Here is a 13,356-nt window from a genome sequence, read left to right on the forward strand (position 1 = left end):
CGGCCTAGGAGCATCCATGCGGGTTCTGGGGATTGGAGACTATTGCGATCTCGCCGCGCTCTATCTTCGCCTTTCCGCGGCAGGGCATGACGTCAAAGTTTTCATCGACGCGCCGCTTTGTCGAGACATTCTGAACGGCATGGTCGCCAAAACGGACGACTGGCGTTCCGTGCTGCAATGGGTGAAGGCAGCGGACAGCGAAGGAATTATCCTCTTTGAAAACGTCGCATGCGGGGGTTTGCAAGACCGGTTGCGTCGAGACGGATTCAACGTCATTGGCGGAAGCGCCTTCGGCGACCGGCTTGAAATCGACCGAGCCTATGCGCAGAGCCTTCTCGCCGAGCTCGGCCTTTCCACCGCGACGACCAGGCGCTTTTCGAGTAGGCAGGACGGCTTGCGTTTTCTTCGTGAGCGCCCTGGACGCTATGTCCTGAAATTCAATGCGCCGGACTTGGCGCATCGCAACTTCGTCGGCGGTCTCGCCGACGGACGCGACATATCCGCACTCCTTCAAAATCTCCCTGTCAATCCATCGGACGATGCGGGCTTCATCCTCATGGATTTCCTCGAGGGCGTCGAGATGGGAGTCGGCGCTTATTTCGACGGCGAGAAATTTCTGATGCCGGCCTGTCTCGACTGGGAGCACAAGCGCTTTTTCCCGGGCGATCTTGGAGAGCTGACGGGAGAGATGGGCACGGTCGCCACATTCGAGCATTCAACTCTCTTTTTCGAAAAAACTCTCGCGAGGATCGAGCCGCTGCTCAGGCGCCACGGCCATTGCGGCTATGTGAACCTCAACACCATCGTCAATGAACAAGGTATCTGGCCGCTCGAATTCACCTGCCGGTTCGGCTATCCCGGCTTCGCCGTTCTGTCGCCGTTACAGCGAACTTCTTGCCCGGAATTGTTTAAAGCAATGGTCCGCCGCGACAAGGATCGTCTGGCTGTCCATGAGGGATTCTCAGTCGGAGTCGTGCTGACCGTTCCGCCTTTCCCCTATTCGCGACGACAAACGCAAGAGCCGATCGGCATGCCGATCCTCTTGGACGGAGCATTGTCGCGCAAGGACGAAGAAAATCTGCACTATTGCGAAGTGGCTCTCGACAACGGCCAGCTTGTCACCGCCGGCGCCTATGGCTGGACGGCGGTGGCGACAGGCAGTGGGCGAACGATTGAGAGCGCCAGACGTAACGCCTATCGTTTGATCGACCGCGTGCACATTCCCAACATGCGTTTCCGGCGCGACATCGGAGAGCGGCTGATCTCGGCGGATTACGCCAAAATGAAATCGCTTGGACTGCTGGGAGACGAGTTCAGATCTCCTTGTCGCCCCCCGCCGACCCACGCGCCCGCCCTTCATGCAACGCGCGGCTAGTCTCCAACGAGCAGTCGCTCGTCGACCACTGCGCAGGTTCGAACATCGCGTCTGCGCACCAGCGCGCCGCCCGTAAATGCGCCGAAGGCCGGCAGCACGATCTGGCGTACCTGCAGGACAAAACAGGGGAGACGTAGGCTATCGCGCGCCGCTCCGTTCATCCGGACGCAGGGGTGCAAATGCCCGGCAAGCACTGTCACCCCATTATCTTTGCATTCATCAGCCGCAAGCGGGTGATGGCGCGCGACGACCCCTTCCGCATCATAGGGCTCATCAACAAGCTCGATTCCGAACTGTTCTGAGGGATCGCCCGCGCGCCGATCATGATTTCCGCGCACCAGGGTGAGGCGCAATGCAGCGTGACGTCTGCGCCAATCGAGGAACGCGGCCACCACTGCCGGCGCATGCGCCTGCCGCGCGTGAAACAAATCGCCGAGGAAGAGGAGACGCGCGGGATCGAAGCGAGCCACCAGCGCGTCCAGCCGGTTGAGATTGTCGCGCGTCGTTCCCTTCGGCGCCGGCTGGCCGAGCGCGCGAAATGTCGCCGCCTTGCCAAAGTGCGCGTCAGCAATGAACAGCGTGCGCGTTTCCGCGCGCCAGACGGCGCGCTGCGGCAGCAAAAGGAGCCCGCGGCGCTCGTGAGTGGAGACCAAGCCGGAGCCTTCCCGTTCCAACGTCTCGTTGGGCTCTAGCATTTGTCCGCGGCGCGCTCCAGCTGTGACGTCATGCGCTCGATGCGCGCCGCAAGCGTTTCGTTGCTGAGGCGATCACGCATTCTCTCGACCATCAGCGGAAAGGCGAGCGGCGAACAGCGCTGTAGCGTGACATGGACGAGTTCTCTGTTTTGCAATCGTTCGAAGCTTTCGGCAAGCCGGGCGATGTCGAGCGCGTCTTCCAAGACCTCGCGCTCCGCTTGGCGCAGCAATCCATTGTCTGGATCGAATTTCCGAAATACTTCATAGAACAGGCTGGACGACGCCTGCAATTGGCGCAGGCTCTTGTGTTGTCCGGGATAGGTCGTCACGACGAGGCCGGCGATCTGCACGATGTCGCGAAACCGCCGGCGCGCCAGCTCCGCCGCGTTCAAGCTCGCGAGGACTTCGCAGGTCAAATCATGAACAGCGCGCGGCGCGATCAGTTCCGGCAGAATGACCGCCCAGTCGCGCGCGTCGGCGCTCAAGAGCTCAAAGCCGTAATCATTCACGGCGATCGAGAATGTGCCAGCTGTCTTCTGCGCGGCGCGCCACGCGATAAGGCTCGCCATGCCGACATGGGCGTTGCGGCCTGCAAATGGATAGAGAAACAAATGCCAGCCGTCGCGGCTTTTCAGGGTTTCCGCAAGTAAGGTGGTCGGCGTGGGCAAACGCGACCAGTGCGTCTGCAATCTGAGCATTTTCTCGGCGGCGCGCAGCTCCGGCGTATCAAATCGCCCCTCCGCCGCGCGCTGTAATTGCTCGACCATGGCGTCGGCCAAAGTCGTCGAAAGCGGCATTCGTCCGCCATCCCACCGCGGCACGGCGCCGCTGCATGTCTTTGCCGGCCGCACATAGGCGGTAAGATCGCGAAGCCGCACGAATTCGAGCAGACGTCCGGCAAACCAGAAACTGTCACCGGGTTTCAGCCGCGCGATAAAGCTCTCCTCCACGATTCCGAGCTTCTGGCCTGCGGGGGCTGGCCCGTACTGAACAAGCACGCTCGCGTCCGCCGTGATGGTCCCGATGTTGAGGCGATGGCGCAGGGCGATCTGCTTGTTCGTTACGCGCCATACGCCATCGGCGCCTGGTCCGCAGCGTCGATATTCGGGATAGGCGGAGAGGCTCGGTCCGCCGCCGCTGACGAAATCGAGGCACCACCGCCAGTTTTCGTCGGAAAGATCGTGGTATGCCGCTGTCGAACGGACTTCGTCGAGCAATTCGTCAGGCCTAAAGCCGCCGCCCAGTCCGATGGTCGCGAGATGCTGCACCAGCACGTCGAGCGGCGCGTTTGGACTACGGCGGCCTTCGATGCGGCCGTCCCGCACCGCCTGCTGCATGGCCGATGACTCGACAAGCTCCAGCGAATGACTTGGCACGAGCGTGATGCGAGACGCGCGTCCCGGCGAATGGCCGCTGCGACCGGCGCGCTGCAGGAGGCGTGCGACGCCCTTGGGCGAACCGACCTGCAGGACGCGTTCGACCGGAAGGAAATCCACGCCGAGATCGAGGCTCGACGTGCAGACGACCGCTTTAAGCTTGCCGACCTTAAGTCCGTCCTCAACCCAATCGCGCGACTCCCGCGCGAGCGACCCATGATGAACCGCAAGGAGCCCAGCCCAATCGGGCCGGGCGCGCAAGAGATTGTGATACCAGATCTCCGCCTGCGAGCGCGTGTTGGTGAAAACGAGCGATGTCGGAGATTGATCAATCTCTGCGACCACCTGCGGCGCCATCTTGATGCCGAGATGTCCGGCCCAGGGAAAGCGCGCGGAATCTTCCGGCAACAGCGTGTCGATGACGATGTCTTTTCGCAAGCCGCCGGCGACGACCACGCCGCGCGGCGCATCGGCTGGACCGAGCAGAACGCGCTTCGCCTCTTCAAGATTCCCAAGCGTCGCCGACATTCCCCAAATCAGCAGATCCGGGCGCCAACGCTTCAATCGCGCCAACGCGAGCTGCGTCTGCACGCCACGCTTATTGCTGATGAGCTCGTGCCACTCGTCGACGACGACGCATCTGATCGCGCCGAGATAATCGCGGGCGTCGGCGCGCGACAGCATGAGCGACAGGCTCTCCGGCGTCGTGATCAAAACGCTCGGCGGACGGCGTGCTTGCCGCGCGCGTTCGGCGGACGGCGTGTCGCCGCTGCGAACGCCGACCGTCCATCGCTGGCCATAGGCTGAAAGACCGCCGAACGCCTCGTTCAGCGCCTTAGCGGTATCCGCTGCGAGTGCGCGCATCGGCGTAATCCAGAGAACGCAAAGACGTGGCGGCTCCTCAGCGTCATCGGCGAATGCCTGCCAGGCGCCGAGCGCAACGGCCAAGGTTTTGCCGGCGCCTGTCGTCGCGTGAAGCAGGCCGCTGCGTTGCTCCGCCATTTCGCGCCATACTTCCCGCTGGAAGGCGAACGGCTTCCAGCCACGCTCCGCCAGTAACGTCCTTACAGCAGACTGTTTCGCGCGTTGACCGCTCATGCGCCGCCGCCCGGCAGCAGCATCCGCAACGCCTCGATCGTGTCGGCGTCTTCAACGGGCTTATCCTGCCGCCACCGCAACATGCGCGGGAATCGAACGGCGATGCCGCTTTTGTGGCGACTGCTCGAACCGATGCCCTCGAAGCCGAGCTCGAAAACCATGGTCGGTCGTACGCTGCGCACGGGCCCGAAATTTTCGATCGTCGTCCTTCTGATGGTTGCATCAACCTTACGCATCTCTTCGTCCGAAAGCCCGGAATAAGCCTTGGCGAACGGCAGCAGCGTCCGGTCCGTCTGCTCCGGCGGGCCGCTCCACACCGCGAAAGTGTAATCGCTGTAAACGCCTGAACGGCGTCCGTGTCCGCGCGCCGCATAGATCAGCACGGCGTCGACGCTCATCGGATCGAGCTTCCATTTCCACCACAAATTGGCGCCGCTTTTCTGGCGGCCAACGCCATAAGGCGCGCCCATCGCTTTAAGCATCATCCCTTCGGCGCCGCGCGCCCGCGCCTCTTCGCGCTGTCGCGCAAAGGCGTCCCAATCGGGCTGCAGGAGCGTAGGACTGAGCCGCAGCGGCAAATCGGCGCCGACCTGTATCGCGGAAGAATGCGCGCGCGACACGACCTCCTCGAGAAGAACGCGTCGGTCGCGCTGCGGCTCTTCGCGCAGATCGTGGCCGTCCTTCTCAAGCAGGTCGTAAGCGATCAGCGCTACCGGCCGCTCGCGCAGTATTTTTGGGGTGAGAAGCTTGCGTCCCAGCCGCTGCTGCAGCTCGGGAAATGGTCGCAGATCGCTAAGATCGTCCACTGCGGGACGCGCGTCCGAACGTGGCGCGACGACGATGAGCTCGCCATCGAGCACAATGTCGTCGGGGAGAAACTCGACGAGCGCGGCAAGCTCTGGAAAGCTGTCGCTGACCAGCTCTTCGCCGCGCGACCACAGCCACCACTCCCCGGCGCGATGAATGAACTGCGCACGTATGCCATCGAATTTCCATTCGACAAGCCAATCGTCGACAGGGCCGAGCAGTTCGGGAAAGGCGGGAAACGGCGCTTGAAGCGGATGCGCGAGAAAGAACGGATAGGGCTGCCCGCGCAGAGGCCGCCCGTCTTCGGCGGCTTCGGCTGGCGCGACGAGAGCGACGAACTCTTGCGCCTGAGGCGTGCGGTTCGCCTGCGTATAGCCCATCATCCGCTGCGCGACGTGCTTGGCGTCAAGCTGCGTCGCTTCGGCGATCGCCTGAGTCATTTGCAGCTTCGACACGCCGATGCGCAATTCGCCGGTCACGAGCTTGAAGAACGGCAAGCGATCCCCGGACGGCATCGCATCGACCCAGCCTCGCAGCGCCGACAGCCGGGCGGGTTCATCCAGCTCGCGCAACGGCAAAAGCCGCTCGTTCATCCAAACGTCGAGCGGGACGTCTTCGACGTGAGTCGGCGGCGGCAGCAGAAGCGCTAGCGTCTCTGCAAGGTCGCCGACGCTGTGATAGCACTCGTCAACGAGCCACTCGGGTAGCTCCGTCGCCGCCAAAACGAACTGGCGTAAGAGCTTGGTGGGGATAAGCTGGCGCGGCTTGCCGCCGGCGAGAAAATAGACGGTCCAAGCGGCGCTTGCGTATTGCTCAGGATCGCCGATCGCAACGCGCAGATAATCGGTCAGCGCCTGTCTCTTGTGCTGCGTCGACGTCGCGGCGTCGATGCGTCGGTAAAGCGTCGCGAAGGTCTTCATGCGCCGCCCGTATCGACCTCGCCGGCCGGCTCCGCCTCGCCCTCCTCGTCTCCATATTCAGTGGCCATCGGCCTAGCGTCATATCCTTTTTCGCGCAGATAGCGTGAAAGCGCGTCGTCACTTCCATGCGTGACAAAGATTCGCTCAGCGCCCGTCGCGGCGATCGCCTGCAAAAGCCCCGGCCAGTCGGCGTGATCCGAGAGCGCGAAGCCTTGATCGACGCCGAGACGTCGGCGATTGCCGCGCAGCTGCATCCATCCACTGGCGAAGGCGTCGGAATGGACGCCAAATCGTCGTATCCATGGACTCTCGATCGCCGAATGAGGCGCAAGCGCAAAGCATCGCGCAAGTCCGGCTTTGTCCAGGGCGGTCACGTTCAAAGTCGGCGGCAGCGCTACTCCGAGATCGCGATGAATTTGATTGAGCGGTTCGATCGCGCCGTGACAGACGATGGGTCCGATATTCGGGTCGAGATGTCTGAGCAGGCGCTGCGCCTTGCCGAGTCCATAGGCCTGCATGACGCTCGCCCGTCCCGCGCGCGCATTTTCCGCCCACCATGCGTTGATGTCGCCCATCACTTCCGCTTGCGGACGCCAGCGATAGATCGGCAAACCGAATGTCGATTCGGTGATGAAAGCGTCGCATCGCACGGGCTCAAACGGCGCGCTGACGCCATCCGCCTCAAGCTTGTAGTCTCCGGAGGCGACCCAGACCTCGCCGCGATGTTCGATGCGCACCTGCGCCGAACCGAGAACATGGCCTGCGGGATTCAGCGAGAGCCGCACCTTCCCAATCTCGCGGCTTTCCCCGTAGCGCAGCGTTTCGATGCGAACGTCGCCAAGGCGTTTGCGCAGAATTGGCGCGCAATCCTCGTGACAGAGATAGGCGCGGCTGCCCCATCGCGTGTGATCGGAGTGCGCATGCGTAATCACCGCAAGCGCCACCGGGCGCCATGGATCGATGTAAAAGTTTCCGGGAGGGCAGCAGAGGCCTTCTGCGGCAGGAACAATCAGATCCTTGGTCATCTCGCTTTGGCAGGAAAGACGCGCTTAGCGCCATTCGAGCTTCGAACGGCCGCCACAGCATAGATAGGTAGTCGATTGAATGGATGCACCGTGACAGTGACGGCCGAGGTCGCGCTCTCAACCCAGGCTCGCTCCCTTTCCAAATACCCGTTGCTCATCAAGCTTACGCTCGACTATAGAATTCGATCTAAGAGGCGCCTCAATCGTGAATTGGAGCAGGGATGTCCCTTGGGGTCGATTTTATTCTCGACGCGCTGGCGCGCGAAGGACTCGACCATGTGTTCATGGTCCCGGGCGGGCTTGTCGATCCCTTTCTTCCTGCTTTGGAAAGACAGAAGGCGATCACGCCGATCGTGGCCGCGCAAGAAGGCGGCGCCGCCTATATGGCCGACGGCTATGCGCGGGCGAGCGGAAATTTCGGCGCCGCGCTCTGCATCGGCGGACCCGGCCTCACCAATACCGTCACCGCCGTGGCGACCGCGCAGTCCGACGGTTCGCCGCTTCTTCTCCTGAGCGGCGAAGTGGCGACGGTCCTCGAGGGATTGGGCGTGTTTCAAGACGCCAGTCCCCAGACGCTCGACGACGTCACCGTCATGAAGCCGCTGACGCGCTATTCCTCGTCGATCGACAATCCAAGGAATATGCCGCATCTCTTCCAGCACGCCCTACTGCAGCTTCGCACCCGGCCGGCCGCGCCGGTGCATCTCTCATTGCCGGGCGACTGTCTGGCCGCAGAGATTTCCGTCAGCCATACGCCCATTGATCGGGCCTTGGTCGATTACAACGCCCTGTCCATGGCTTCCGCCGAGTCGTCGCTCCAGCACTTCTCGGTCGGCGCTGACGGCAAGCCGCCCGTCAAGATCGCCATTCTGGCCGGCGCGGGCGTGGAGCACTCGCAGGCCGCTAGCGCGCTTAAGGAATTCGCCGAGCTTTGGCGCATCCCTGTCGCGACGACGCTGCGCGGAAAGGGAGTCTTTCCAGAGGATCATCCTCTGTCGCTCGGCGTCTTCGGCTATGCGGGCACGCACCACTCCCGCGCCGCCCTGATGGACCCCTCGCTCGATCTGCTGATCATCTTGGGATCAGGACTGAACGAGCGCGACACGATGCATTGGGCGCTCCAGGTTAAACCCAACGCGTCGATCTGCGTGAATCTGCTTCCTTCGGCGATCGGGACGCATGTCCATGACGGCGGGATAGTGGGCAGTTGCGGCGCCTATCTTCTCTATCTGCTCGACCAAAGCGACAAGTTGCGCGGCGCTCTCGAGCCGACGCTGTCAACGCGCGAGATGTGGGTCTCGGAGATCCGCTCGAAGCCTCGCCTGCAAGATACGGAAAATTGTGACAGCGACGCAGTTCCGATTCATCCCGCCCGCGTCATCAGCGAGCTGAGAAAGGTCTTTCCCCGCGACGGCGTTCTGGTGGTGGATTCCGGCGCGCATCGCGCCTTCGCCGGCCATTACTGGGAAGCTTACGAACCAAGAACCTATGTATCCGCCACCAATCTCGGTCCGATGGGCTGGGCGATCGGCGCAGCGATCGGCGTCCAATGCGCCCAGCCGCGCCGCCGCGTGGCGGTCATCACGGGCGATGGATGCATGCGAATGGGCGGCATGGAAATCGCCACCGCGGCGCGCTATCGGATTCCCGTCATTTATGTCGCTATCAACAATGCGGCGCTTGGAAATGTCTGGCTGCGCGCGCACCAACTCGGTCCGACGCCCGACGAGCTGACGCGACTGCCCGACCACGACTGGGCCGGCTTCGCGCAATCCCTGGGCTGTCGCGCCGAGACCGTGCGCGCGCCTGGCGATCTTGCCGGCGCTTTCGAGAGAGCGCTGCAGGGCGAAGGCCCCTGCCTCATCGACGTCAAAGCCGATAAGGCCTTCACGACGCCGGTGAAAGATTGGGCCGACGCGATCGCGGCCTATTCCTACCACGAGTGAGAGAGCGCTGATGGCCGAGTTGCCCTTCGATCCTTCAACGCTGTCGCCGGTCGATCACGCGCTCTACGAGCGCATGGCGGAGCGGCGAAAAGCGCAAGGCGCAGGCTTCGGCGGCCCCTACGCCGCCCTGATGAACCATCCGCAGCTTTGCGAGAAGATCGAAGCTCTTGGCTATTACCTGAAGTTCCAAGGCCATCTGCCGCGCGAGGTTTATCAATTCGTCGTTCTGTTCGTCGCGCGCCGGACCGGCGCGGGCTTCGAATGGGTCGACCACATTCAGCACGCCGAAGCGGCCGGCGTCCCATCGTCGCTCATTGGCGCGCTGCAGCGGGGCGAGGATGTGGGCGCGGTTGCCGCTACGCCTTATGACGTCGTCTCAAAAGTGCTCGAGTCGACATTGTCCTGGCGAAACATTCCGCAGCGCGTTCAAGACGACGCCATCGACATATTCGGCGTCGAAGGGTTCGTCGAACTTGTGGTTTTGTCGGGCTTTTACCAGATGTTTTCGGGAATCAACCAAGGCTTCAACGTCGCATTGCCGCCAGGCGTGGAAGAGCCATTCGAGTGAGCGGCAATTCTTTTTCCCCTTCGCTAGGCTCTCTCTTTTTCTCGCGCCGAGACTCAAGCTGCGCAAATTGCGCGCCGTTCGGAACATAGAACTCTCCCGTCGGTTTTTATCCTGGCGACCGGCGCCGCCGGTCGGTGGAATTGAGCTTTTGGAGAATAGCGTCAATGGTTGCTTTGACTGAGACTGACGGCGACGGTCCGATCTGCGCCTCCGAAGGATGCAGCAACGGCGGCGTCTTGAATTTATCGCCGCCGTCCCAAGAAAAACCCGTGACGATCGAGCCGCCGGCGCGGGCGCGCTACTCGGTCGCCCAAGCAAAGGAATCGATGCGCGAGACTCTCGACAACATCGCGCAGTCCGCCGCCGCCGACCAAGTGCGCGGCCTCGCCAATCAGGCCATGGGCAAGACCAAATTGACCCTCGGCATGGTCACGCAGTCGCCCGATCTCACGTTCTCCGGCTTGGCGCAGATCGTCGTCGGCGAATTCCAAAAATCGATTGGCGAGGCGAAGCTCACCGAAGATGGGAAGGATGTCTTTCCGGGGCTGTAGCAACGACGCAATCTGATCCGAGGTCGGCGCGGCAGCAGTGGAACATTGGCTGTTCCCGCTGAGTTACGTCCCAGCCCAATTGCCGCGCTTCCCCGGTGCTCGCCTTGCAGACACAGACGCTTGAAGATCAGTCGCAGGAACCCTCGCTCGATCTGCAGAAAATTTCTGCTTGGGCGATCATCGGCATTTTTGTGCTGATGCTCGGCGTCGCATTGAGCGCCGCACGAAGTCTCTTGGTGCCGATCGTTTCGGCTAGCGTGCTTGCCTTCATGCTCGGTCCCTGGGCGAGCGCCATGCGGCGATGGGGGCTGCCGATGAGCATATTTGCATGCGCAGTCGTCTTCGGCGCACTGTTTATTATTCATGCCGCCATTGTCGAGGGCTCGGCCATCGCCGTTGACTGGGTCGGTCGGGCGCCCGAGTTATTGGCCTCCTTCAGCGACAAGCTGCGATCGGCTTTCGGTCCGGCATTTTCGCTGGAGCGGCTGCAGAGCACTTTCGCCCGGAGCGACGGCGGCGGCCCTTTTGACGCCGCCGCAATCTTGCAGTCCACGATGAATTTTCTCACCCCCACGGTCGGCGAGCTCATCGTGTTTCTTGCCGCCTTGTTCTTTCTCCTCTCCGGAAGAGAAGAGCTGCGCCGTTACCTCATATTCTTCTTCGAGGAGAAGGAGGCCCGGCTGCGCACGCTGCGCCTCCTCAATAATATCGAACGCGATCTCAAGAGCTATATTGCAGTGATCGCCGCCATCAATCTGGCGCTGGCGCTGATCGTGGTGGCGGCCGCATTTGCAGTGGGTCTGCCACATCCCCTGCTTTGGGGGCTTATCGCCTTCGCTCTCGAATTCATCCCCTACGTGGGTCCGCTGGCGATGTATGCGGCGCTATTTCTCGTGGGTTTCGCTACATTTGGTTCGATTTCGCATGCGCTGGCGGCGCCGCTGATCATGGTGGTCGCGGATACGTTGGAAGCCTATGTCGTGACGCCCAACGTCATCGGCAGGCGACTGACGTTAAATCCCGGCGTAGTTTTCCTGGCGCTTGTCTTCTGGACGTGGCTCTGGGGACCCGTCGGCGCAATCCTCGCGACGCCTCTGCTCATCGCCGGCACGATCACGCTCAGCCATTTGTTCCCGCAGCACGAGATCAATCTTCCGGAATAGAAGCGCGAGCGAAAGCGCAGCTTTCGGAGGAACAATCAAACGCTCCGCAAGTTCAGTAGACGACCAGCAGGGCGGTAACAGGGAGAAGAGGACATGAGCGTAGCATCGCAAGTCACGAACAAGGTCCAGGAGGCGCAGGACGCCATTGCCAAGGCGTCCGCCAATGCCGCCGCCAGGGCGAACTCTTTCGCGGAAGACGTGAACGCCAAAGTGGAAGAGACAATAAACAACGCCGACGCGGCGCTGACGACAGTAGCGCAGCAGTCGCGTGACGTAGCAGAGAAAGCGAGAGACGCGACCGAAGGCCTCAAGGCGACGGTGGAAGACACGGTACGGGAGCAACCTATCACCGCGCTGCTGCTCGCAGTCGCCGGCGGATTTTTGATCGGCGCAATGTGGAAGGGCCGCGGCTGACCTTGGGGTACGACCATGTTCCTGGATGCGATATTCCGCCGGGTTGACGACTCCATCGGGAACGCGACGCGCGGGGCGTGGCGCTTTACGATCGTTCTCGTCCTCGCTTTATCCGCGCTCGGCTTTGCCAGCGCCGCCGCCCATGCCTACGCGACGGCGACCTGGGGCGAGATCGGCGGAAATCTTGTCATCGCCGGGGCCTTTCTTGTCGCCGCCATCCTCGTTTATGTCGCGACGGCGAGTCGGCAAGTCGGCATGGCCGAAACTCAACCTGCGGCAGCCGAACTCGAAACCAAGAGCTTCTCGGTCCTGTCGCTTGCTGATCAGTTGCTAAGGCCGGACAGCGACATGGTGAAGTCGGTCGGGGCGCTCGCGCCGGTCGCCGCCAAGGCTCTCGCTGAACGGGTCGGGCCTCATCTTCATCTGATCATTGGCGCCGCGCTGGGCTTGATGGTCGCGTCGAAACTTGCAGAAAAGCTTGACAGAACAAAGGCCCCGGAAGCCTAATGCGACAGCGGCGGCCGATGGCCGCGCGAGCGTAAGAGGTATGTGTTGTGCTCCCGAGAGCGAATTGGAAAGGCTCTCTCAAGCTCGCTGAGCTCACCTGTCCGGTGGCGCTCTATTCCGCGACTTCGACATCAGACAGAATTGCATTCCATACGATTAACCGTGAGACGGGCCATCGCGTAAGGCGGAGCTTTGTCGACAGCGAGACGGGCGAACCGGTAGAGCCCGGCGATCAAGTGAAAGGCTACGAGGTCGATAAGAACGAAAATGTCGTTCTCGAGCCGGAGGAGATCGCGCAGGCCAGGCCACAAAGCGACAAGACGCTGACGATCGAGGCTTTCTTGGATTGGGCCGAGATCGACACGATCTATTTCGACAAGCCGTACTATCTCTCCCCATCGCAGAGCGACGCGAGCGAACTCTTCGTGCTGATACGTGAAGGCCTGCGCAAGAACAAGGTTGCGGCGATCGCCAAAGCGACGCTCTTCAGGCGCGCGCGCAATGTTCTGATCAGTCCCCACGGCGACGGACTTTTCGCGATCACATTGAATTTCGACTATAAGGTGCGCGCCGCGCAGCAGGCGTTTGACGAAATTCCCGAGATCAAGATTGAAGGCGAGATGCTTCGGCTCGCCAAGCATATTATCGACACGAAGAAAGGAACCTTCGATCCGTCGACGTTCCAAGACCGCTATGAGCAGGCTCTCGCCGAATTCGTGAAGGCGAAGCTCGAAGGCAAGCCGATTGCGCCGCCGCGCAAGGCGCGAGAAGCAAAGGTCGTCAATCTGCTCGACGCGCTACGCGAGAGCGCGGCGATGTCGGAGCGGCGCGAAAAGCCCGCGACCAAGAAGCGGGCGGCGCCGGCGCGCAAGGCGAAAACAGCCGCCGCGCGGCGCAAAGCGAGCTGACCG

General features: G+C 62.0%; 12 protein-coding genes. 8 read left to right on the forward strand and 4 right to left on the reverse strand.

Annotated features, from left to right (window positions below):
* The first annotated feature begins 16 nt into the window (after positions 1-16).
* On the forward strand, positions 17-1,375 hold the full coding sequence (locus QZ964_RS04115; RefSeq protein ID WP_292529056.1) for a phosphoribosylglycinamide synthetase C domain-containing protein: 1,359 nt from the start codon (positions 17-19) through the stop codon (positions 1,373-1,375).
* Here the strand turns inward: QZ964_RS04115 and pdeM are convergent.
* Genes pdeM through QZ964_RS04135 form a run of 4 tightly spaced genes read right to left on the reverse strand, consistent with a single transcriptional unit; the run spans position 1,372 to position 7,296 of the window.
* On the reverse strand, positions 1,372-2,070 hold the full coding sequence (pdeM, locus tag QZ964_RS04120; RefSeq protein WP_292529058.1) for a ligase-associated DNA damage response endonuclease PdeM: 699 nt from the start codon (positions 2,068-2,070) through the stop codon (positions 1,372-1,374). The two genes, QZ964_RS04115 and pdeM, sit on opposite strands and share 4 nt — an antisense overlap.
* Entirely contained in the window at positions 2,064-4,544 is a 2,481-nt protein-coding gene (locus QZ964_RS04125; RefSeq protein WP_292529060.1) for a ligase-associated DNA damage response DEXH box helicase, read from the reverse strand. Before QZ964_RS04125 ends, pdeM begins: the two co-directional genes overlap by 7 nt.
* Entirely contained in the window at positions 4,541-6,271 is a 1,731-nt protein-coding gene (locus tag QZ964_RS04130; protein WP_292529061.1) for an ATP-dependent DNA ligase, read from the reverse strand. The genes QZ964_RS04125 and QZ964_RS04130 overlap by 4 nt, the downstream gene beginning before the upstream one ends.
* Positions 6,268-7,296, reverse strand: a complete 1,029-nt coding sequence (locus tag QZ964_RS04135; protein WP_292529063.1) for a ligase-associated DNA damage response exonuclease — start codon at positions 7,294-7,296, stop codon at positions 6,268-6,270. Before QZ964_RS04135 ends, QZ964_RS04130 begins: the two co-directional genes overlap by 4 nt.
* A gap of 221 nt (positions 7,297-7,517) precedes the next feature.
* Here QZ964_RS04135 and QZ964_RS04140 point away from each other — a divergent pair, with 221 nt between their 5' ends.
* The 7 genes from QZ964_RS04140 (at position 7,518) to QZ964_RS04170 (ending at position 13,353) form a co-directional block, all read left to right on the forward strand.
* Positions 7,518-9,242, forward strand: a complete 1,725-nt coding sequence (locus QZ964_RS04140) for a thiamine pyrophosphate-binding protein (protein ID WP_292529065.1) — start codon at positions 7,518-7,520, stop codon at positions 9,240-9,242.
* A 10-nt stretch (positions 9,243-9,252) separates the two neighbouring features.
* Positions 9,253-9,810 carry a carboxymuconolactone decarboxylase gene (locus QZ964_RS04145; RefSeq protein WP_292529067.1) on the forward strand — a complete coding sequence of 186 codons (558 nt, stop codon included), beginning with the start codon at positions 9,253-9,255 and terminating at the stop codon, positions 9,808-9,810.
* 164 nt (positions 9,811-9,974) lie between these two features.
* Positions 9,975-10,361: a hypothetical protein gene (locus tag QZ964_RS04150; protein ID WP_292529069.1), complete on the forward strand. Its 387-nt coding sequence runs from the start codon at positions 9,975-9,977 to the stop codon at positions 10,359-10,361.
* A gap of 104 nt (positions 10,362-10,465) precedes the next feature.
* Positions 10,466-11,524: an AI-2E family transporter gene (locus tag QZ964_RS04155; RefSeq protein WP_292529072.1), complete on the forward strand. Its 1,059-nt coding sequence runs from the start codon at positions 10,466-10,468 to the stop codon at positions 11,522-11,524.
* Between the two features lie 93 nt (positions 11,525-11,617).
* Positions 11,618-11,938 carry a hypothetical protein gene (locus QZ964_RS04160; RefSeq protein ID WP_292529074.1) on the forward strand — a complete coding sequence of 107 codons (321 nt, stop codon included), beginning with the start codon at positions 11,618-11,620 and terminating at the stop codon, positions 11,936-11,938.
* Positions 11,939-11,953: 15 nt separating this feature from the next.
* The gene (locus QZ964_RS04165) at positions 11,954-12,445 is read left to right on the forward strand and encodes a hypothetical protein (protein WP_292529076.1); all 492 of its coding nucleotides are present in this window, start codon (positions 11,954-11,956) and stop codon (positions 12,443-12,445) included.
* Positions 12,446-12,492: 47 nt separating this feature from the next.
* Complete coding sequence (locus QZ964_RS04170) at positions 12,493-13,353, forward strand: Ku protein (RefSeq protein ID WP_292529079.1); 861 nt, start codon at positions 12,493-12,495, stop codon at positions 13,351-13,353.
* Positions 13,354-13,356 lie beyond the last annotated feature (3 nt).

The organism is Methylocystis sp. (genome assembly GCF_021731785.1).
Lineage (GTDB): Bacteria > Pseudomonadota > Alphaproteobacteria > Rhizobiales > Beijerinckiaceae > Methylocystis.

Bases quoted from the DNA above. Each gene is read 5' to 3' on its own strand.
- QZ964_RS04115 (WP_292529056.1), top strand. From the start codon at position 17: ATGCGGGTTCTGGGGATTGGAGACTATTGCGATCTCGCCGCGCTCTAT.
- pdeM (WP_292529058.1), bottom strand. From the start codon at position 2,070: ATGCTAGAGCCCAACGAGACGTTGGAACGGGAAGGCTCCGGCTTGGTC.
- QZ964_RS04125 (WP_292529060.1), bottom strand. From the start codon at position 4,544: ATGAGCGGTCAACGCGCGAAACAGTCTGCTGTAAGGACGTTACTGGCG.
- QZ964_RS04130 (WP_292529061.1), bottom strand. From the start codon at position 6,271: ATGAAGACCTTCGCGACGCTTTACCGACGCATCGACGCCGCGACGTCG.
- QZ964_RS04135 (WP_292529063.1), bottom strand. From the start codon at position 7,296: ATGACCAAGGATCTGATTGTTCCTGCCGCAGAAGGCCTCTGCTGCCCT.
- QZ964_RS04140 (WP_292529065.1), top strand. From the start codon at position 7,518: ATGTCCCTTGGGGTCGATTTTATTCTCGACGCGCTGGCGCGCGAAGGA.
- QZ964_RS04145 (WP_292529067.1), top strand. From the start codon at position 9,253: ATGGCCGAGTTGCCCTTCGATCCTTCAACGCTGTCGCCGGTCGATCAC.
- QZ964_RS04150 (WP_292529069.1), top strand. From the start codon at position 9,975: ATGGTTGCTTTGACTGAGACTGACGGCGACGGTCCGATCTGCGCCTCC.
- QZ964_RS04160 (WP_292529074.1), top strand. From the start codon at position 11,618: ATGAGCGTAGCATCGCAAGTCACGAACAAGGTCCAGGAGGCGCAGGAC.
- QZ964_RS04165 (WP_292529076.1), top strand. From the start codon at position 11,954: ATGTTCCTGGATGCGATATTCCGCCGGGTTGACGACTCCATCGGGAAC.